Here is a 19,939-nt window from a genome sequence, read left to right as displayed (position 1 = left end):
CTCGCACACTGTCGAGGAGCTAACACACATGCGTACCCATATGATAGTGGCGGCGTGTCTGATCGTCCTGGCCCTGGGGCCGGTGGCGGCGGTCGCGGCCGAGACCAAGCCGCTCTTCGAGGCCTCGTTCGAGGAGGGCGCCGCGGGCACGACGCCCGAGGGCTGGGGGCGCATGTTCGAGGCGCCCAACGTCGCGGAACTGAGCACGCGCGAGGCGCACTCGGGCAAGCAGTCACTGCACGTGCTCGATACCAGCGACAAGCTGGCCTGCAGCCTGCGCAGCCCGCGCATACCCGTCCAGCCGGGCACGAGCCTGCTGGTCACCGCTTGGTACAAGGGGGCGGCTGACAGCGGCGCCTCGCTGTACGTCGAGTTCTGGAACGAGGCCGGCAAACGCCTGGAGAAGGAGGACCTCACGATCCTGCGCCCGGCCGGGACCGGCCAGTGGGAGCAGATGCGCGGGGTTGTGGACGTCCCGGCGGCTGCGGTGGGGCTCACGCTGCTCCCCTCGTGTTGGTCGGGGGGCCAGTGCGACTCGTACTACGATGATCTGCGCGCGGTGGTCGGCGCGTTCGAGCCGCTCGAGCGCCAGGTGCTCCCACCGGCGACGGTAGCGCACCCGTGCGGGCTGTACAAGACGGAAGACATCACCCGCGCCCGTGAGAACATCAAGCGCCACCAGTGGGCCCGGGATCAGCTCCAGGCGCTGCGCAACCAGGCCAGGTTCTGGATGGAGCTGCCCGCAGACCAGATCCCCTTCTGGATCCCCGCCGAGACACCCATGCGCGTGATGGACTGCCCCAAGTGCGGGGCGAACTGGGACTACGCGTGGAAATCGCCCTTACCCGACCGCGTGCAGTGCACCCGCTGTGGCCTGACTCTCCCCGACCCCGCCTACCCCGAGGACAAGCACGATACGTACATGAACCCCGTGGGGCAGAAGGTGCAGATCAGCTACTACCAGGACGCGCGCGGAGAGAAGTACCGCATCAGCGCCCTGCTGCGCTACCGGCGCATCAACCGCCTCAACGACTTGGGGGCGCTCGGCAAGGTCTACGCCCTTACGGGTGAGCGGGAGTATGCCGAGAAGGCCGTCCCGATCCTGCGGCGCGTGGCGGAAGTCTATCCCGGCTACCTGGCCCACGACTGGGACCGGGTGTACCCCGACTACAGCAACCTGCAGTCGGGCAAGCTGTCGGGGTGGAAGCTCCACGATGAGGGCACGTTCTTGCAACTGGGCCTGTGCTATGACCTGATCTACAACAGCGGGGTGCTGACCGAGGCGGACAAGCAGCTCATCGAGAACGGCGCCTTCCGCGAATGTGCGCTGCTGCTGACGGCCACTTCGCCGAAGGGCTGCTGCATCAATGACGGGCCGTACGCGATGTCGTGCGGCGCGATGCTGGGGACGATGCTGGGCGACCACAGTACGGTCAAGTGGGCGGTGGACCACCCGGACGGCTTCCGCGCCTTCATCAAGCGCTACTTCTTCCGCGACGGCCACTGGGAGGACGGCAGCTTCTCGTACGAGGGCATGGCCCTCGGCCCGCTGTACGCCTGCCCGGAGATCCTGCAGGGCTACTCGGACCCGCCCGCGTATACGGGCGCGGATCGGTATGACAAGCTCGACCTGCTCGGCGACCCGCTGCTGCGCAAGATCTACGTCGCGCCGCTGACCGTGCTGACGCCCCAGCGCACCGGGCCGCCGATCAGCGACTCCTGCCTCGGCGCGCAGTACCCGCGGCGCCACGCCGAGACGAACTTCCGCTGGTACCCCGCCGAGCGCAACCGCCGTCTGCTGGCCGATGTCTTTGACGGCAAGTTCGGAGACAGCGGGGATGAGTATGCCCTGTTCCGGCGCGATCCGGCGGCTGACCTGAGCCAGGTCACCCCGTTGGATCTGTCCGCCCGCAGCCTCGTCCGGCCGGGCGTCGGCTGGGCCATCCTGCGCACCGGGCCGGGCCCGGACGCCGCCGCCGTCTACCTCAAGTACGGGGTCTACGGGTCCGGCCACGGCCACCCGGACAAGCTCAACTTCCTGTTCTACGACCAGGGCGCCGAACTCATCCCGGACCAGGGCTACCTGGGCGCGCGGCATGAGATCAGCCCGTGGAACCGCTCGACCCTCTGCCACAACGTCGTGATGTTCGACGGGCAGCCGCAGACGCGCGCCGCCGGGGAGTTGCTGGCCTTCATGGCCGGCGACACGCTGCAGACGGTCGTGGGCCGCGGCGAGGAGGCGGCGCCCCCGGCCACGCGCTACGAGCGCCTGCTGTCGCTGGTGGACCACGGCGTCGGCCGGCGCTACCTGCTGGATGTCGTGCGGGCCGAGGGCGGCGCCCGGCAGGACTTCGTGATGCACGGCGCCGGACAGGACTTCACGCCCCCCAACGGCAACTGGCAGCCCTTCACCGAGGAGGTCTGCACCCCGCCCGCCGGTGGCGAGGGGAGGACCAAGTGGCTGCGCTCCGTTCAGGGGACCACGGCGCCGAGCGATCTGGTGACCGCGACCTGGTCTGAGGGCGGCAAGAGCGTGCGGCTGGACCAACTGACCACGGCGGGGACACAACTGCTGCACCTGGTGGCTCCCGGCCAGCGCAACCGCAACGACCCGTGGGAGAAACGCGACCTCCACCTGCTCCAGGTCCGCCGGCCCGGCCCGAGCAATGTCTTTGTGTCGGTGCTACAGGCGGTCGGCGCCTCGGGCCCGACGCCGGCGGCCAAATCCGTGCCCATCACAGCCACGGCGGGTGAAGCGCGCGCCGTGGAGATCAGCGGCCCGCAGTTCACCGACCTGCTCGCCGTGACCGACCCGGCCGCAGCTCCCGGTCCGGCGCGCTGCGGCGACCGGCTGGCGTTCACCGGCCAGCAGGCCCTCGTCAGCCGCGCCGGCGGCACGACTACTGTGGCCCTGATGAACGGCTCTGCGCTCAGCGCCGCCGGGGTCAAGCTGACGATGAAGCCACCGTTGCACGGCCAGCTCGTGGCGGTGGATCAGGAGCACTTCAGCGTGACGGTGGACTGCCCTGGCTTGCCCGCCGGTGCGGCGATGGCCGGGCAGCAACTCCTCGTCGCCGGACGCCCCGACGGCGCCTTCGAGATCGAGAGCGTGGCCCGCCAGGGCAACCAGGCTGTCGTCAAGCTGGCCGATGAGCCCACACTCGCCCTGAAAGCGGGCGAGGAGTTCGCAATCACGACCTTCGTCGAGATCACCATGGACGCCACCGGACTGCTGCGCTGGCGGGGGAACGTGCCGTGCGAGGTGGAGCTGACGCGCGCGGCGTTCGCCCCGGCCGGGCCACTCATGTGCCGCAACAGCGGGACACCGACGCAGGCCTACATGCGGCCCGCCGGTGGGCGCTGGATGCCCCTGGCCCTCACCTCCGCTGCCGATGGCTGGCGGCTGCGCCTCGACCCGTCGCAGGCCACGCAGGCGGTCGTGATGCTCAGCCACGGCCCGGTCCAGGTGAGCGACGCCACCCCACCGAGGCTGCTGCGGCTGCGGGTCGGCGACCGGAAGATCGCGGGGACAGGCGACGTGGGCTACCTGCCGTGGGCGGGGAGCGCGCAGGTGGAGCTGGCCGAGGCGGGGCCGCTGACCGACCAGATGGTGAGCGCTGAGATGGTCTCCGGGGTCGGGCAGAGCCGTCCGGTCCGCATCACACGCGAGCAGGCCGGCGTGGGGCGCTGGCGGCTGGGGCTGCACACCGCGCGCGACCAGCCGCCGGGCAACTACACGCTGACGCTTCGCCTGACCGATGCCCTGGACAACGCGGCCACGTACACCTGGCGCTTCTCGACACGGGGGTTCGTGTTGCCCTTCCGCACTGCGCCGGTGCTGGACAGCTCGGGACGGACGTGCACGTACTTCGGGGGGCAGCTCGACACGCGCTTCTACCGCGCCGAGCAGCCGGGCGACTTCGTCACGTATGGCTTTGCTGCCCCTCAGACGGGCCTGTACGAGGTGTCCCTGGACCACACCACCTCGGATTGCTACGGCCAGTTTCAGGTGCTGGTGGATGACGCCCCGCTGGGGCAGCCGGTGGACGGCTACAGCGCCGCTACGGTGGCGCTCGGCGGCAGCCCCCTGCTGGGGCAGGTGCGCCTGTCCGCCGGGCCGCACCGCCTCACCTGCCGTGTGACCGGCAAGCAAGCGGCCTCCACGAACCACTTCTTCGCCCTGGTCGCCCTCATCCTCCGCCCCATAGCCTCTCCCACCCCGACGCGCACGCCCTGAGAGCGCCCCGGCCCATCGGGTCAGTCCCCCGGATGAAGACTCCCGCTGTTGTCGGCGAGGCGCGAGGTCTCATTGCCGCCGCGGTCCACCACGAGCTGCTTGACACAGCAACGCGACATCGAGTTCCCCTGCACGACGCACTCGGCGCAGTCCTGGAGCACGAGGCCATAGTCGGGGGAGTATGTGCCCTCCCCGCCATCGTCGCGCCCGATGATGAGGTTGTTGCCGCACAGCGCGATCCCGCGGCAGTTCGTCATCCTGACATGCGCCGAGTCCAGCGGGTCGGTGTTGCTCCACTCGACCTTGCCGCTGCGGTAGATGATGTTCCCCGTGGCGGCGATGGTGTTGACGCCCTCGAAGCGCAGCCCCACCGTCCCCGATCGGTCCACGTAGTTGCCGGTGAGGTTGTAGTGGCTGCTGCCCCGCAGCACCACGCCCCCCTGGCGGTTCCACTCGATGCGGTTGCCCGTGACCGTGGTGGCCGAGCTGCCCTCTCCGACATACCCCGCGCCGACGTTGTTGGACAGCCACGAATCGAGCACGAAGCCGTCATGCCCGTTCAGCACGTGCACGGCGTGGCCGCCGTTGGCCTTGATGAACGAGTGGCGCACGGTGAAGACGAAGATACCCTCCAGGTGCACGCCGTCGCCGCTGAAGTACTCGACCATGCACGAGTCAAGGGCCGGACTGTCATGATGGACGGCGTGGTTGGGCTTGCTGACCATGACACCATGGACCAGGTCGGGCGCCTCCTTGCCCCGCCCCTTGAGGATCAGCCCGGTCAGTCGCGCGCCGATGGCGCCGGTCAGGTTGATGAGACACCGGGAGGTGCCATCGTCGCGCAGCGCCAGCCGCGACCCGAAGTCGCAGTCCAGCCCGTAGGAGGTGTTGGCCAGTCCCTGCATCGCCACGCCGGTCCGGGCCTGGATCTCACCCGTCAGGTATGTCCCCGGCGGCACGACCACCGCGCCGGACACCTCGCCCGCCGCGTCCACGGCCTTCTGGATGGCAGCGGTGTCGTCGGCGACACCGTCCCCCTTCGCGCCAAAGTCACGGATGTCGAACGTGCCGTACCCACCCATGCGATGCCCTCCCGGAGTGTCTGACGTGCCGGATATGGCTCGGAGCCCAAGCTGGTGGTGCCCCTAGTCCCTATCGCAGTATGGCTGATGATCGCTCCAGAGTATGCTTTACTTCACGTGTGAACTAGCATACAATAGTGGCACAAGGTGATGCGCCGTGCGCACGACGATTGACCTCCCCGACGAGCTAATGGCACAGGCCCTGGAACTCAGCCCCGCGCGCACCAAGCGCGAGGTGGTGGCGGCCGCGCTGGACGAGTACGTCAAGCGGCTGCTGCGTGACGAACTCCGCCGCAAGATCGGCACGGGCTTCCTGGACATGACGCAGGAGGACCTCCAGCGGATGAGAGCCGATGACTAGCCGCCTGACGCTGATTGACACCTCGGCCTTCATCGAGTTCAGCCGCCAGGCTGACACCGATGTCGCCCGCGCCGTTGACGCGGCCCTCGCCGAGGGGCGTGCGGCGGTGTGCCATGTTGTGCGCGCGGAACTACTCACTGGGTGCCGGTCCAGATCCGAGTACCGCGAGGTCGAGCTTCAACTCACTGCCCTGGTCTGGCTGCCGCTGACAGACGAGTGCTGGGACCGCGCGGCCGCCCTTGGCTTCAACCTCCGCCGCGCCGGCCTCACGGTGCCCCTCACGGACCGCCTCGTGGTCGCTACGGCTCGCCTGCATGGGGCCGACCTGCTCCACTGCGACGCTCACTTCGACCTCATTGGTGACACGCCGGACACGGTCCGGTAGTGCGCCCCGGCCCCCCCGCTAGTGCCCTGTCAGGTCTGAACTTTGGGGTGCGAGTGACTGTAGGGCGGGGGCTTGTACCCCGCCCCCGCATGGCACGAACCGAACGGCTGGGCGGGGTAGACCGCAAGCGGTCTCTACGCTCTACAACGGCCCACACCCACGGCTCCACGCCTGACAGGGCACTATCCCTCCCACACGCTCCGGTCCTCACCGCCAGTACAGCACTGTCGGCGGCCTCTTCCCCTTCGGGGGCGCACCGTGGGCGGGATGGCCGACGACGATTGCGGCTACGGCCTCCGGGCCCCGCGCCGTTTCGACCATTGCTCTGATTCGATTCCCGTGACATACTACCTCCCGTTCGCGCACGGATGCTGCAGCCGAGGGGCGCGGCTGGGTCGCCGCCCTCTGGCTCTGGGCAAGGAGACGATCACGATGAAGTGCTCTTGTCGGGTACTGCTGAGCTTACTGTTCCCCCTCGCCGTGGGGGCCGCCATTGCCGCGGCCGAGGAGGCCAAGCCCCAGGGCAACGTGGTGCTGCCCACGCAGGCCGTGGTCTTCGGCCCGTTCGCTCGTGAGGACGGCGTGCCCGCGCCGGACCTGCTGTCCCGCGTGCCGGAGACACTGGCCATCGGCGCCAAGCGCGTGGGCGGCCGTCCCGCCACGTTCGATGCGCGGCGCTGCCTGGACTGTGCGCCCGTCTGCGGCACGCCGGTGGGCAACACCGCCTGGGTCTACCTCACGTTCACGGCGGACACGGCCGGGCCAACGACCTTCGGGTTCGGCGCGGACTGGTGGTATGAGGCGTACCTGGACGGCAAGCTCATCTCCGACACGCTCAGCCATGGCGACCAGGGCAACATAGCCTGGCCGCCGAGCATCCGCGACTTCACCGCCACGGTGGCTGTCACCCAGGGACCGCACGTGCTCGCCGTGAGGATACTGCGCGGCACCGGGTCCGCCATGCTGGCTGTCGGCGGGCCGCAGGACCTCCGCAACCCCGCGATCCGCAAGGCCCCGGTGCCCGCTGCGGCGCAGGTCGCCACGGTGACGAAGGCCGGGTACCGTGAGGGCCCGCCCGCGGGGAAGAAGTGGCGCATGGTCTGGAACGAGGAGTTCGAGGGGACGACGCTGGACACGGCCAAGTGGAACGTGCAACCCCTGAGCAAGTGGGAGTGGCCGGGGATCCAGACGAGCCCGTGCGCCGAGAACCTCTTCCTGGACGGCAAGGGCGCCCTGGTGCTCCAGTTGACCCGCGACCCGGATGGCACCGTGCGGCATGCCGGGAGCATCAACAGCTTCTTCGCCAAAGCCTACGGCTACTTCGAGACGCGCGTGCAGTTCTCGCGCCAGCCCGGCTGGTGGAGCGCCGTCTGGATGGCCGGATACCCCTACGACTGCGGCGTGGACTGCTTCACCCACCCCCAGGAGTTCGACATCTTCGAGGACTTCTACAAGCCCAAGAGGGAGAACGACATCAGCCACTGCTACCACTGCGCCGTGAAGCTCCAGCGGCTGGAGGACCAGGGCAACGCCAAGGGCGTGGGCGAGGGCGGCATCCTGGGCAGCACCCGTCTGGCCCGCACCTCCAGCGGGCGCAAGGTTGTCATGGAGGACTACGACGGCTGGCACACCGTGGCGTTCCAGTGGACGCCGCTTGAGCACATCTTCTACGTGGACGGCCAGGAGACGCTGCGGCAGACCTACCGCGAGGTCCCGATGACCAGCGCGCCGCAGAAGATCTGGATCAGCGCCTGCCTGCGAGCCCCCAAGACCCCGCAGGACAAGCCCTTCTACGGTCGCCTGGAAGACGCGCAGTTGCCCGACCGCCTGGTCGTGGACTACGTGCGCATCTACGAGCAGGACACCGGCGTCCGCAAGCTCCCCAAGGTCACGCTGGCACTCAGGGGTTCCACCCCGCCCAAGGAGGGCGAGCCAGTCACGTTCGATGTCACCGCGACGGCTTCCCGGGGCAAGATCAAGCAACTCCTGCTCTTCTCGATGGGCCGCATCCGGGCCGAGCAGCAGGCGGACGCCGCGCAGGCCAAGACCACCTTCACCGTCAGCAACCTCTTCCCCGGTGTCACCAACACGATCATGGTCATGGCCCAGGATGACGCTGGCCTGATCGGCCAGTCGGCTCTGCTGCCACTGGAGTTGCGGACCGGCAAGGAGTACACCGGCACGGCCTTCCAGGGCCAGCCGCAGGCCATCCCCGGCACGGTCCAGGGCGGCTGCTACGATGAGGGCGGCAACGGGGTCGCCTTCCGCAGCGATGTCCTTGGCCCCAGCGATGCCCGCCTCGAATGGCGCAAGACGGAGCTGGGGGCGCTGCAGGAGGCGGTGGAAGTGGGCGGCGACCGCGCGAAGTGGATCTGCTATGAAGTCGAGGTCGCCCAGGCCGGCCAGTACGAGGCCGAGCTGTTCATGAACCGCCCGGACTACGTCACCAAGGGCCTCAGCGCGGCCGACGGCGCCCGCGAGGGCACTGTCCGCGTGTGCCTGGGCAAGACCGGGGAGGTCGGCCCGCAACTGCTGGCCTGGAAGCTCCCGGCGTCATGGAACTCGGGCGCCGGTTGGCGCAGCCCGCAGAAATCGGTGGGCAAGCAGACGGTCCAGCTCCCCGCCGGCCGCCACAAGCTCATCTTCTTCTTCGACGACTTCAACACGCAGTTCACGTTCTTCTGCAAGCTGGTCTTCAGCCCGGCGGCCAAGCCGGGGGGCTAGGGGCGCGAGGGCGCCGTAAGCCAACTACACCATGGGAGCAGACTGATGAAGATCGGGATTCGTGACGGATGCCTGCAGCAGCCGTGGCCGGAAGCGTTCGCGATGGGCGCCCGGATCGGCTTCGATGGCCTCGAACTGGACCTCGGAGCCAACTATGAGGAGACGTTGCTGTGGAGTGCCGCGGGGCGCCGCCGGCTCCACGATGTCATCGCCGCCTCGGGCCTCGAGCTTGCCGGTCTCTGCACTGGCGTGTGCTGGACGATCAGCCCGGCCTCCGATGACCCGGCGATCCGCGGGCGCATCCGCGACATGCTCCGGGAAGCCACCACCCACGCCGCGGCGTTCGGCGTCAAGTGGATACTCGTGCCAGTGACCCCCGGCGAAGAGGGCGTGTCCCACGAGACCGGCACGCAGCGGTGGATTGACATGATGGCCGACCTCGCGCCGCACGCGGCCGACCTGGGGGTCGTGCTCTGCCTGGAGAACGTGGGCCGCGGCTACGGCAAGTCCGCCGCGGAGCTGGCGCACATGGTGGACACCGTGCAGTCCCCGGGCCTGGGGGTCTACTATGACGTGGGCAATGCGCTGGCGTTCGGCAACGACCCCGTCGCCGAGATCGTGTTCCTGGGCCGCCGCATCGCCGAGGTGCTCATCAAGGAGCGCGACGCGGACCTGCTGGGCGAGGGCATCGTGCCCCTCGCCGAGTGTCTGTCAGCCCTGCGCGAGGGGGGCTACGACGACTGGCTGGTCCTGGAGACCGCCCCCACGGCCGACCCGGAGGCAGCGGCGCGGCACAATCTGCAGTACTTGCGGGGGCTGGTGGGGTAGGCGCCGCTGGCCCGCGTCGCTGGGGGGTGGTCGTCTCAACCATTCGCGCCACCGGCTCCGTCCCGGCCGGTGGCGTCCATGGCCACGCCACCTTGCGCCTCAGCCGCGTCAGATGCTCGCGGCGCCCTCAAGCTCCTTCACCCAGCAGTTCACCGTGAACAACTTCCGGAACCCGAACGACAGGTAGAAGGGCATGTCCGTGCCGACGTAGGCCACGGTCGCGCCCAGCTCGCCGCAGCGCCGGAGACCCTCCAACACCGCGGCCCGGCCCAGGCCACGGCGCCGGTAGTCCGGGTCGGTCGCGACCGGCTCGACGTAGCCGAAGCGGTTCACCGGGTCGAACCACATGCCGCAGTAGCTCACAAAGTCACCCGTCGGCGCCACAACGACCACCGCCAGGTCCTGGCGGAAGTTCGGTCCGGACTGCATCTTCCGGCAGCCCGCGACAGCGTCCTCCGGCGGCTCGCCGGGGTGGTTGAAGCCCCGGTGCAGCACGCGGCTGACTTGCCGCAGGTCGTTGCGCTCGGCCAGCGACATGAGACGGAACCCGCCAGGGAGCGGGATGGGCGGAAAGGGTGCGGGGATCACGAACTGCGACATGGGGCGATGCGAGCCGGGGTCAAGCCGATAGCCGCGCGCCTCGACGACCCGTGTGAAGGCCTCATCAAAGTCGGGCACAAAGGCCTTCAGGCGTCGCCGCCCGTCCGCGCTGCGGGAGGCCAGGTGCGCCTCGGCATAGGCGAGCATCTCCGGCTTGAGGTGGGCATAGCCCTCGCGCGTATGGAAGAACGCCTCGCCGAGCCCCAACTCATACGTCGCGACCCCCACGATCTCGCCCGCGTCCTCCCAGATGCCGATCTCCCCGACCGCACTCTCGTCGAACCACGGGTGCGTGTAGGCGTACTCCCATACCGGCTGAAGCCAGTTCCCGTCGCGGTTGCCAGGCCGGTACAGTCCCGTCAGGAAGCGGGAGATGGCGGCGAAGTCCTCGTGCCCCCGGCAGTGTCGCGGTTCCATAGTCACCACACCTCTAACGGCGCCATTGCGGCGCGCCTGCGGCGCGGACGGCAGCGCCTGCCGCCTAGCTCGCCGCCTGCCGGGCGATCACGAGCAACTCGACGTCATCGAAGCCCGGCGCGCGCTCGCGACTGAAGCGTCCCAGCTCGCAGCCGTAGATGCCGATGTCGGTCATGCCCAGACTCCCGAGCATCCAGTGCATCTCGCAGGGCGCGTAGTAGCGCTCGGTGCAGTGGATTGTGTGCGGGACGCCGTCGTCGTCGCTGAACTCGAACGACGAGCTGTTCCGGAAGGTCACCGGGTCGAAGCTCCCCAGCGGCGGCCCCTCCCCGGCGGCGTCGTCCGCCGGCCGTAGGGCTCGCGCCAGCGGGAAGAGGGCGTTCAGCGTCGTCAGCACCAGCTTCCCGCCCGGCTTCAGCGCCCGGCACGCTCCCTGCAGGATGCGGTAGTTCATCTCGTCGGTCTCCATGAGGCAGAAGCCGCCCTCACAGACCATCATGACCAGATCGAGGGCCGCGACGAAGTCCAGCTCGCGGGCATCGCCCTGGCGGAAGTCCACGGAGACGCCCGCGGCGGCCGCCTTCTCCCGCGCCCGCGCCAGTTGCGCGGCTGACAGGTCCACACCCGTCACCCGGTAGCCCCGCGTGGCCAGCTCGATGTCATGGCGGCCGGTGCCGCAGCCGATGTCGAGGATGGTTCGCGTGCGGTCGTGCTCCAGCTCCCGCTCCAGGAAGTCCGCCTCGCCCTGGGTGCCCTGGGTGTAGACTTCTTCGTCATACTGGCGCGCGTAGTTGGCGAATAGCGTCTGGTACCACTGCTGTTCCATCGGTCTGCTCCTGGCCCCCCGTCTGGTGAACACCTGCCTATATAGTGCAAGCACAGTGGCCTGATAAGGAGCAGTGCCAGCTCCCGGCCCGCCACCACGGGCTCGCACGCCGCGTAGGCCATCGCTGGCGGGTCCGCAGGCGGGCCACGCAGTTGGCGTGCCCTATGGGCGTGCCGGGCCGATCGGGAACTCCTCCCGGATACGCCAATGCGCCTCGCTTCCCCTCTTGACCAGCAGGCACACGTTCGTTACTGGCACCCTGGCCAGGTAGTCGCGGAACTCGTCAGTGAAGAACTGGCGGATCCGATCCCGCGTGTCCTCGCACGCCAGCAGGTCAGGACAGGGATCGAGCAAGGTGAGATGGGGACAGTAGCTGTCGAACACCGTCGAACTGTAGAACTTCAGCGTCCGCAGTTGCGTGTAGGTCCGCTGGTCAGGCAGTGGCGTCTGCAGCAGCCTGCTGTGTTCGCTCGAGCCGGTCCCCAGAGGGTTCACCAGTGCGACCAGAAGCGTCTCCAGCACGCGCAGCGCATCGCTGGGCTTGTACTTGAGCACCACCGCGCGCTTCTTGCCGGAGGGGAAGAAGTCCACGGATCTGCCGTCATCGGGCGGGAGCAGCCAGAACTCTCGCCCCGGCTTGAGGTAGCCAAGCACCTCACGTATCCGCTCCTGCACCTGGCTTAGCTTCTCTTCCACCTCCCCGGGGGGCTCGACCTTGAGGTCAATCGCGTCGCAGATGGTGAGATGGAAGCCGAACCTGCTGGCCCTCTCGACCCAGCCCGGGTCGAAGCCGCCTGGCGAATGGGGGGGCCCGAGGCTCGCGGCGAGCCGCCCGCGGAGCCCCAGGTCGTCGGGACACACGCCTGGCGCCCGCACGTCATAGCCGAGGAGGCCCGTCCCCAGTCTGTACAGCATGCCGGGCGCCTCCGGAATGAAGTACACCGCGAACCGCATGTGGTCATCCGAGGTGAGGGACATGGGGATGAGGCTCCTTCCGCTGTCCGCTGCCGATGGCGAAGCTCCATGGCGCGTCGAGGACGCCTGGGCGTTGCCGCGCCATCGCCGGTCCGCAGAGCCCGAACGCGGGCCGGGTCATTCCATGTGCTGCAGGCCCAGCGCCCGGACGCGCTTGGCCACTTCCGGGTCGTCCAGCTTGGGGTCGCGGTCCGGATACACGCCCAGGTGTCCGGTGTCCTTGAAGTGGTAGCCCTCGTACTTGCGGCCGGTGCCGCCGGGATGGTAGGTCGGCGGCGGGGGCACGCCCCGCTCCATCATCGCCTTCAGCTCATCGAGCCGCGACAGGTAGATGTCGCGCGGACAGAGCCCCTCCCGGGCGCAAAGCGCCGCGGCCATGCCGATGACTTCGCCCAGCAGCCCCAGCGTGCGCATGACCCGCACCGACCCGAACGCCACATGGGAGGCGCTGATGATCCGCCCGCCCAGGAACAGGTTCGTCACGTCCTTCGCGTACAGGCAGCGGTACGGCACCGGGTAGGGCTGCATCAGGTTGCGGTGATAGGCGCACGAGCGGAAGGGCTCGCGGAACTTGGCGAGGTGCTCGGGGTCGGGGAAGTGCAGGTCAATGCTCCACGTCATCGAGGCGGTCGCGTCCGGCTGGATCGTGTCACCCTCGATGTCGTTCTGCGTCATGATGTAGTCGCCGACCACGCGATAGCTCTCGCGCTTGCCACCCAGAGGCGTGATCCACGTGAGGCGGTCCCGCGCCCACTCGGCGCGGCGCGCCGAGCGGTTCTTCAGGTACGACCAGTTCGCGAAGATCGCCATCAGCCCGTAGTCGCGGATCGTCTCGGTGTCGTCGGCCTGGTTGCGGTACTGGCCGGTCTCCCACTCCCAGTCGCCGCTGCGGACGTGGTAGACGTTGTCCTCGGTGACTTCCAGGCCCCAGTCAATCTCGGGGAAGGGCGCCGGCGTGTCGCCCTGCTCCGAACTCCAGATCACCGACATACCCATCACTTCGTCATCGCCCTGCACCGGGGCCAGCGACTCGCCATACTTGTCGCGCGGCTCGCGCCCGTACATGGTCTCGGCGCCCATCAGGCGCGCGAGGGTCGCGTCGCCGGTGCAGTCGGCAAAGAGCCGCGCCCGGAAGCGCGTCTCGCCCCCGGTGCGGATGTCTCGCGCGAGGCAGGCCGTGATCCTCTGCGGCTCATCGGGGTCGCGCTCCACCGCCACGACCCGTGCGTTCAGCACGAGCCGGCACCGCCCGTCGGGCACGGTGTGAAAGACGTTCGCCTTCCGCGTGTCCTCGTAGAACTCCGCCGGCAGCACCCCTGGCCGCCCGGTGATGGGCGAGATCTCCTCGACCACGTTCCCCAGTTGCGGATACGGCGGCACATGAATCAGCCCGCCGAGGGGCACGCGGATCTCCGAGCTGTTGCAGCCCCCCAGCACCGGCCGGTCCTGGATGAGCACCACCTTCGCCCCACAGCGCGCCGCTGCGATGGCCGTGCACAGCCCCGCCATTCCCCCGCCGGCCACGACGAGGTCATACACCTCGGGATCATCCTCGCAGACGATCCCCGCCGCGGCCCGGCGGAACTCGCTGAGCGCCTGCGCTTCGTTGGGCGGCACGTCGGCCGGGTCGGTCGTCAGGTAGAGCGCATCGCAGCGCCCATTGAACCCGGTCAGGTCATGCAGGGCGATGGTGACCGGCCCCCGCTCCAGCGCCACGACCCCGGCCTTCTGCCACGCCCACTCGGCCCCGTTCGTCCCCAGCGTCGCGGGCAGGGGCACGCCGTCCAGGCAGACCTGGAACGTCCCAGCCGGCCCACCGCGCCCCCACACCGCGGTCCAGTCGCGCGTCCGCACCCACACGGTCCACTGCCCGGCCTCGGGCACGACGCACACCGTCTCCGCGTCCGGCACCGGCACCCCCATGCCATGGGCCATGACATAGGCCGACCCCATCTGATCCATGGACTGCGCGTCAATCACCCACCCCCCGAGTTCAGCGAACGACTCTGCTTCTAGCCAGATATGGGACATGGACAACTCCTTGGGTGTGGTTGAGGGGTGTGGCACGGTGGGATGTGGCCCCAGGTCGCCGCCAGACCGCCACCGAGGCATCGCCGTTGCCGTCTCGTCCGCAGGACGATCGGCGGTCCGCAGGACCGCCCCCCAGGCGGGGACTTCAGTCTCCGCCTAAGGGACGCGCTACGCGCGCCAACCGTCCTGCGAACGGAACGGCACCACACAGTGCCGCACCCAGGATGGTCGGCAGCCACCGCGACCGCATGGCGCTGCCCTGCTGTGCTCGCTCTCGCCTAGCCGGCCATCTCCCGGAGCTTGACGTGCCACACGGGCTTGCCGCTGAACGCATCGTCATGCAGCATCTTGCGCAGCAACGGGTAGTGGTGCACGGAACCTCTGATGGCGTTCTCATACAACCGCCGTGTCTCAAGGGACATCGTGGGCCACGACTCGAAGACTGTCTCGTAGTGGAGTAACCACACCTCGCAGATCGTGTCCGCCCGCAGCCGCTCATCCGGCCCGAGACTCCTGTAGACCTCAGTGTCGGCAAAGGCCCTGTGGGTACTTGGGTACTCAACCAAGAGGCGGTTCAGCGCTTGGGCATCCACCGACAGATTGTACCGAGTGGTGGCGGCCACGCTGTTCCTGAACCACTGGACCTGGAAGGCCGTGATGACCAAGAGCACTACGACAGCAACGGCGTTCACGGCAGTGGCTACACATACTACAGTGTCCATTCGCTTCCCTCCTGATGCCTTTGGGCTGCATATCTGGCTGTCACAACCACCCGCGCGGTGAGGCACCATCTTGCCCCAGACCGCCCTCGCGGAAGGACGATGGGCCATCTACCTCACCCACAACTCAATCGGCTTCTTCCCCGCCGGTGGCGTGAACGGCAGCGCCACCTTCCGCCCCGTCCCCGCGCTCTCGTACGCCGCGAAGATGATCTCCAGCGTCGCCTTGCCGTCCTCGCCCGTCTCCAGCGGCGTCTCCAGCCCCGCCACGCAGTTCACGAAGTGCTGGTCCTCCTGCGGGAAGCCGTAGTTCCAGACCTCCTCGTACATCGTGAAGCTCCAGCCCTGCGTGCTGCCTGCCTTCTCGACCGCGTAGCCGTAGCCCCGGGTGCTGTAGGTCTCGAAGCTGCTGCCCTTGAGCAGGTCGCAGTAGATCACGCCCTCCGACCCGTATAGCTCGATGCGGTCGTCCATGCCGCCCTGCTTGGCCCAGCTCTCCTCCGCCAGGCCCCGGCAGCCGCCCTCGAAGTCCACGATGATGAGCGCGTCGTCATCGCCCCGCGTCTTGTCCTGGTGGACGAAGGTGCCCATGTCGGCATACACGCTGAGCGCCCGGGGTTTGCCGAGCATCCAGCGGAAGTACTCGAAGGCGTGGCAGCCCATGTCCAGCGTCACGCCGCCACCGGACTGTGTCACATCCCAGAACCACGGCATGTGCGGGCCGTCGTGCTTCTCGCTCTGCTTGATGAGGTACAGCTTGCCCAGCGCGCCCTCGTCGCACAGTTGCTTGGCGCGGACGTATTTGGGGGTGAAGCACAGCTCCTCGGCATACATCAGGTGCACGCCGGCGCGCCGGCAGGCCGCGATCATGCGGTCGGCCTCGTCCAGCGTCGGGCAGAGGGGCTTTTCGCAGATGACGTGCTTACCCGCGCCGGCGGCGTCCTCACATGCCTGGCAGTGCAGCGTGTTGGGGAGGGCCAGCAGGACGACATCCACCTCGGGCAGTTCCAGCATCGCCCGGTAGTCAGGGAAGTGTTTGGGGATGCCATGCTTGGCGGCGAAGGTCGCGGCGTTGTGGGGCGAGGCGCAGGCGACGACGCGCGCATTGGGCACCATGCCGAAGGCCTCGACGTGGATCTCCGACACAAAGCCCGACCCGATGATGCCAACACCGACCTGGTCCATGTTCGTCACTCCCGTGTGCTAAGGTATGCAGCGATTCGGCTCACCAGCGGGAGAGACCTGCCGGAGGTACGGCCACGGCGTCCTCACCCCTACCCCTCTCCCTCGCTTCGCTCCGGAGAGGGGAACGGCAACGGCACGGATGCGCCACCCCAAGGCCGTTCAGAACTCCACCACCAGCGCACTCCGCCCCTCCAGCCGCACGCTTCGGCCCAGGCTCACCTTCTCCCCCGTCCAGTAGTCCGTCGCCGCCGTCGGCGCATTCGCCGGCAGTTCGACTTCGGCCGCCTCGTCCTCCCAGTTGAAGACGCCGAGGCAGCTCTGCTCGCCTGCCGTCGCCAGCCACAGCCGCGGCGGGACGGCATCCACGAGGTCCAGTGGGACAGCCGGAGCCGGCGCGGGATGGCTCAGCAGGTGCGCCAGTGCCGCCAGGCCCCGCTCATTGAGCCGCGCGATGGAGTCGCTGGCGAAGATCGAGCCGCCGCACAGGTGGACGAGGCTCAGCCAGGTGTGCAGCTCCGTCCACGTCGCGTCATCGCCCGCCAACCAGAAGTCGTTGGGGTCGTTGTAGGGCCGGCGCGTGTACGGCGGGTTCTGGTAGCGGTCGGCACTGGTCTGCGCGCAGCGGATCAGCGCGAAGTCCGGGTCATTGACCCACGCCCGCCCGTTGAGCCAGTGCGTGCCGGCGATCTGGATGGCGCTGTGGCGCACGTGGCCCCAGAAGTTGTGGATGTCGGCGGAGATGCGGGCGCTGTCGGCCAGCCCCAGCGCGCACGGCAGCGGCGCCCCGCAACTGAGCAGGTGCGCGTCCGGCCCGATGGCCTCGCGGATGATCTCGAGGAAGCGCCGCGCCGCCGCGGCCTTGCCGACCGTCGGGTCGTGCAGCGTGGCCATGCTGTCGAAGTAGGCGCGGTACAGGTAGTCCACCTTGAACAGCTCAAAGCCCGCCTCGCGGAGCCCGGAGAAGGTGTCATGGAGCCACTGAACGGTGCGCGGGTGGGTGGGATCAAAGAGCACGCACGCGCCGTTGCCCTGGCCGACGATCGCGTCGCCGTCGGCGCCCTGGCAGAAACAGTCGCGCTCATCGCGCACCCACGGGACATAGGTGCTGGCCTGCAGCGGCGCCACCCAGATGCCCGGGGCGAAGCCCGCCGCCTTGATCGCGCCGGCGATGTCGGCGGGGTCCTCGGGGAACTTGCGGTTCGGGCGCCAGTCGCCCCAGCAGTTCTCCCAGCCCATGTCAATGACGAAGTAGCGTAGCTTGCCGCGCAGGGGCGAGGCGTTGATCGCCGCCATCTCGGCGGCGCAGGCGTCCATCGTGATGCCGCCCCGGTAGTAGTCCCAACTGTTCCAACCCGTCGGCGCCTCGCCCAGCGGTCGCGCGTCGCGGCCGAGGGCCGCGCCGTAGTCGGCGAGCACGGCGGCGACATCGTCCGCCAGCCCCATCAGCACGCGGAAGCGCTCCCCGGCGGCCAGGGGGCGCTGGGGCGTGAAGGTCAGCGTCAGGCGCTGGCCATCGGTCGAGAAGGCCGGGAAGTCGCCATTGGCGTGCCCCGCGCCCAGCACGAGCGCCAGTCTCGCGCCCTGCAGGGCCACGCCGAGGCCGGTCAGGCTGGCGCGCCCCTCGCCCTCGTCCAGCAGCGTCCCCAGCGCCACGGCGCCCCGCCAGCCCAACTCGAAGCCCCCGAGCGACAACACACGCGCCTCCGGCTGCAGACATGTCGTTCCGGCGCCGGTGGGCGACAGTTCCACCGCCAACTCCTCCAGCGAGGCCTCGGCAGTGGGGCGAACGATGAGTTCGCACACGCCGCCTGCGGCGGGAGTGGCCTGGGCGTCGAACGGCACGGCGGGGGTCGTGCGGACAGTGATCTCGAAGCCGGGCGCCCCCTCGGCGTCCAGCACGAACGTTCCGGCAGTGGCAGCAGGTCGCAGCATCGGGTCTTCCTCGTTGTCGTGGGATGGCTCCCTATTCGGCCCCCGTCGGGCTGGGGCCTGCAGGACAATTCACGGTCGAACGCGAACGAACAAGAGAACGTGACATGCCGCCACCGACGGGACGGGGCCTGCCCGGGAAGACCACCATGCTGCTGTACTTCATGCGCCACGCCGAAGCCGAGAACACGCCGCCAGGGCGCACGGACGCCGACCGCCGCCTGACCGACAGGGGCCTGGGCCGCTCGCGCGAGGCAGGGGTAGCGCTGCAGGCTCTCGGCGTCGAGGTGGGCCTGGTCCTCACCAGCCCGCTGGTGCGGGCCGTCCAGACGGCGGAACTCGTAGCCGAGACGCTGGGGGCGCCCGTGGAGCAGACGTCGGTCCTGGCCGGGCGGCTGACGACAGCCAGCCTGCGTGACCTGCTGGAGGAGCAGGGGCATCCGGGGACGGTGATGCTCGTGGGGCACGAGCCGGACTTCAGCACCATCATCGGGGAGCTGATTGGCGGGGCCGAGGTGGAGATGAAGAAGGGCGCGGTAGCGTGCCTGGACTGCCAGGCCGTCGTGCGCGGCGGGGCCACGCTGCTGTGGCTGAATAGCGGCAAGCAGTTGACACTGATGGCGGCCGGGGGCCGGGCGCAGTAGAGGTTGCATCATTCGTAACCAAACTATATAATCTGGTTACACAGCCGCGTACTTGATGACCAAGGAGTGAAGATGATGAGGAAGACACTGTTGACGGCCGTGAGCCTGATGGTGCTGGTGATGTGCCTGGCGGGGATGGCGTGGGCGCAGTACGAGTTGCCCACGCGTCTCCCGCTAATCGGCGAGAAGGCCCCGGCCTTCACCGCCAAGACGACGCAGGGGGACATCAAGTTCCCGGACGACTTCAAGGGCAAGTGGGTGATCCTCTTCTCTCACCCGGCGGACTTCACGCCGGTGTGCACGACTGAGTTCATGACCTTCGCCAAGATGCTGCCGGAGTTCAAGGCGCTCAACTGCGAGCTGATCGGGCTCTCGATTGACAGCATCTACGCCCACATCGCGTGGCTGCGGACGATCCGCGAGAAGATCACGTACAAGGACATCAAGAACATCGAAGTCACCTTCCCGCTGATCGAGGACCTCAAGATGGAGGTCGCGCGGAAGTATGGCATGCTGCAGCCGTCTGCCAGCACGACACAGGCGGTGCGTGCGGTCTTCTTCATTGACCCGGAGGGGACGATCCGGGCGCTCCTGTACTACCCGCTGTCGAACGGGCGCAACATGGAGGAGATCAAGCGCCTCCTGATCGCCATGCAGACCTCCGACCAGTTCAAGATCGCGACGCCAGCCAACTGGCAGCCGGGCGAGGAAGTCATCGTGCCCCCGCCGGGCTCGTGCGGCACGGCCAACGAGCGTGTGAACACGGCCAACCAGCAGGGCCTGCGCTGCGTGGACTGGTTCCTGTGCTTCAAGCCCAGCCCGTTGAAGGCCGACGAGAAGCCCAACGGCCTCGGCCCCAGCCAGACCCAGCCGACGAAGGGGCAGTAGGCCTCCTTCGCCTCGGCCCACCGCACCGTCGGTGGGCCCCGAACTGCAGGTGCGCCGGCTCGCCGGCGCACCTGCGCGTTCCGCCCCGCGATTCCCGATTCCCGATTC

General features: G+C 68.7%; 15 protein-coding genes. 7 read left to right on the top strand and 8 right to left on the bottom strand.

Going from position 1 to position 19,939, the window contains the following annotated elements; translation table 11 throughout:
- Nucleotides 1-28 precede the first annotated feature (28 nt).
- Complete coding sequence (locus tag LLH23_05335; protein MCE5237897.1) at nt 29-4,237, top strand: heparinase II/III family protein; 4,209 nt, start codon at nt 29-31, stop codon at nt 4,235-4,237.
- A 20-nt stretch (nt 4,238-4,257) separates the two neighbouring features.
- Here LLH23_05335 and LLH23_05330 read toward each other — a convergent pair whose 3' ends face one another.
- Nucleotides 4,258-5,319 (bottom strand): right-handed parallel beta-helix repeat-containing protein, encoded by a 1,062-nt coding sequence (locus tag LLH23_05330; protein ID MCE5237896.1) that lies wholly within the window; start codon nt 5,317-5,319, stop codon nt 4,258-4,260.
- A 157-nt stretch (nt 5,320-5,476) separates the two neighbouring features.
- Between LLH23_05330 and LLH23_05325 the strand changes: the two genes are divergently transcribed.
- The 4 genes from LLH23_05325 to LLH23_05310 all read left to right on the top strand — a co-directional run bounded on the left by LLH23_05325 (nt 5,477) and on the right by LLH23_05310 (nt 9,617).
- Entirely contained in the window at nt 5,477-5,680 is a 204-nt protein-coding gene (locus tag LLH23_05325; protein ID MCE5237895.1) for a type II toxin-antitoxin system VapB family antitoxin, read from the top strand.
- Nucleotides 5,673-6,065 (top strand): PIN domain-containing protein, encoded by a 393-nt coding sequence (locus LLH23_05320; protein ID MCE5237894.1) that lies wholly within the window; start codon nt 5,673-5,675, stop codon nt 6,063-6,065. The genes LLH23_05325 and LLH23_05320 overlap by 8 nt, the downstream gene beginning before the upstream one ends.
- 432 nt (nt 6,066-6,497) lie before the next feature.
- Nucleotides 6,498-8,789 (top strand): family 16 glycosylhydrolase, encoded by a 2,292-nt coding sequence (locus LLH23_05315; protein ID MCE5237893.1) that lies wholly within the window; start codon nt 6,498-6,500, stop codon nt 8,787-8,789.
- 45 nt (nt 8,790-8,834) lie between these two features.
- Nucleotides 8,835-9,617, top strand: coding sequence for a sugar phosphate isomerase/epimerase (locus tag LLH23_05310; protein MCE5237892.1), 783 nt, complete (start codon nt 8,835-8,837; stop codon nt 9,615-9,617).
- 108 nt (nt 9,618-9,725) lie between these two features.
- Here the strand turns inward: LLH23_05310 and LLH23_05305 are convergent, their stop codons facing one another.
- The 7 genes from LLH23_05305 to LLH23_05275 all read right to left on the bottom strand — a co-directional run bounded on the left by LLH23_05305 (nt 9,726) and on the right by LLH23_05275 (nt 18,302).
- Complete coding sequence (locus LLH23_05305) at nt 9,726-10,634, bottom strand: GNAT family N-acetyltransferase (protein MCE5237891.1); 909 nt, start codon at nt 10,632-10,634, stop codon at nt 9,726-9,728.
- A 64-nt stretch (nt 10,635-10,698) separates the two neighbouring features.
- The gene (locus LLH23_05300) at nt 10,699-11,460 is read right to left on the bottom strand and encodes a methyltransferase domain-containing protein (protein ID MCE5237890.1); all 762 of its coding nucleotides are present in this window, start codon (nt 11,458-11,460) and stop codon (nt 10,699-10,701) included.
- A gap of 162 nt (nt 11,461-11,622) precedes the next feature.
- On the bottom strand, nt 11,623-12,438 hold the full coding sequence (locus tag LLH23_05295; protein ID MCE5237889.1) for a hypothetical protein: 816 nt from the start codon (nt 12,436-12,438) through the stop codon (nt 11,623-11,625).
- A 114-nt stretch (nt 12,439-12,552) separates the two neighbouring features.
- On the bottom strand, nt 12,553-14,466 hold the full coding sequence (locus LLH23_05290; protein MCE5237888.1) for an FAD-dependent oxidoreductase: 1,914 nt from the start codon (nt 14,464-14,466) through the stop codon (nt 12,553-12,555).
- A gap of 278 nt (nt 14,467-14,744) precedes the next feature.
- The gene (locus LLH23_05285; GenBank protein ID MCE5237887.1) at nt 14,745-15,188 is read right to left on the bottom strand and encodes a hypothetical protein; all 444 of its coding nucleotides are present in this window, start codon (nt 15,186-15,188) and stop codon (nt 14,745-14,747) included.
- A gap of 108 nt (nt 15,189-15,296) precedes the next feature.
- Complete coding sequence (locus tag LLH23_05280; protein ID MCE5237886.1) at nt 15,297-16,370, bottom strand: Gfo/Idh/MocA family oxidoreductase; 1,074 nt, start codon at nt 16,368-16,370, stop codon at nt 15,297-15,299.
- Nucleotides 16,371-16,529: 159 nt separating this feature from the next.
- Nucleotides 16,530-18,302, bottom strand: a complete 1,773-nt coding sequence (locus LLH23_05275) for an alpha-galactosidase (protein MCE5237885.1) — start codon at nt 18,300-18,302, stop codon at nt 16,530-16,532.
- Nucleotides 18,303-18,406: 104 nt separating this feature from the next.
- Between LLH23_05275 and sixA the strand changes: the two genes are divergently transcribed.
- Both sixA and LLH23_05265 read left to right on the top strand, forming a co-directional pair.
- Entirely contained in the window at nt 18,407-18,943 is a 537-nt protein-coding gene (gene sixA / locus LLH23_05270; protein MCE5237884.1) for a phosphohistidine phosphatase SixA, read from the top strand.
- Nucleotides 18,944-19,078: 135 nt separating this feature from the next.
- On the top strand, nt 19,079-19,831 hold the full coding sequence (locus LLH23_05265) for a peroxiredoxin (protein ID MCE5237883.1): 753 nt from the start codon (nt 19,079-19,081) through the stop codon (nt 19,829-19,831).
- The last annotated feature ends 108 nt before the right edge of the window (nt 19,832-19,939 follow it).

It is taken from the genome of bacterium (assembly GCA_021372615.1).
Taxonomy (GTDB): domain Bacteria; phylum Armatimonadota; class Zipacnadia; order Zipacnadales; family UBA11051; genus JAJFUB01.
The sequence above is the reverse complement of the archived record's forward strand: the minus strand, read 5'-3'. Positions and strand labels throughout refer to the sequence as shown.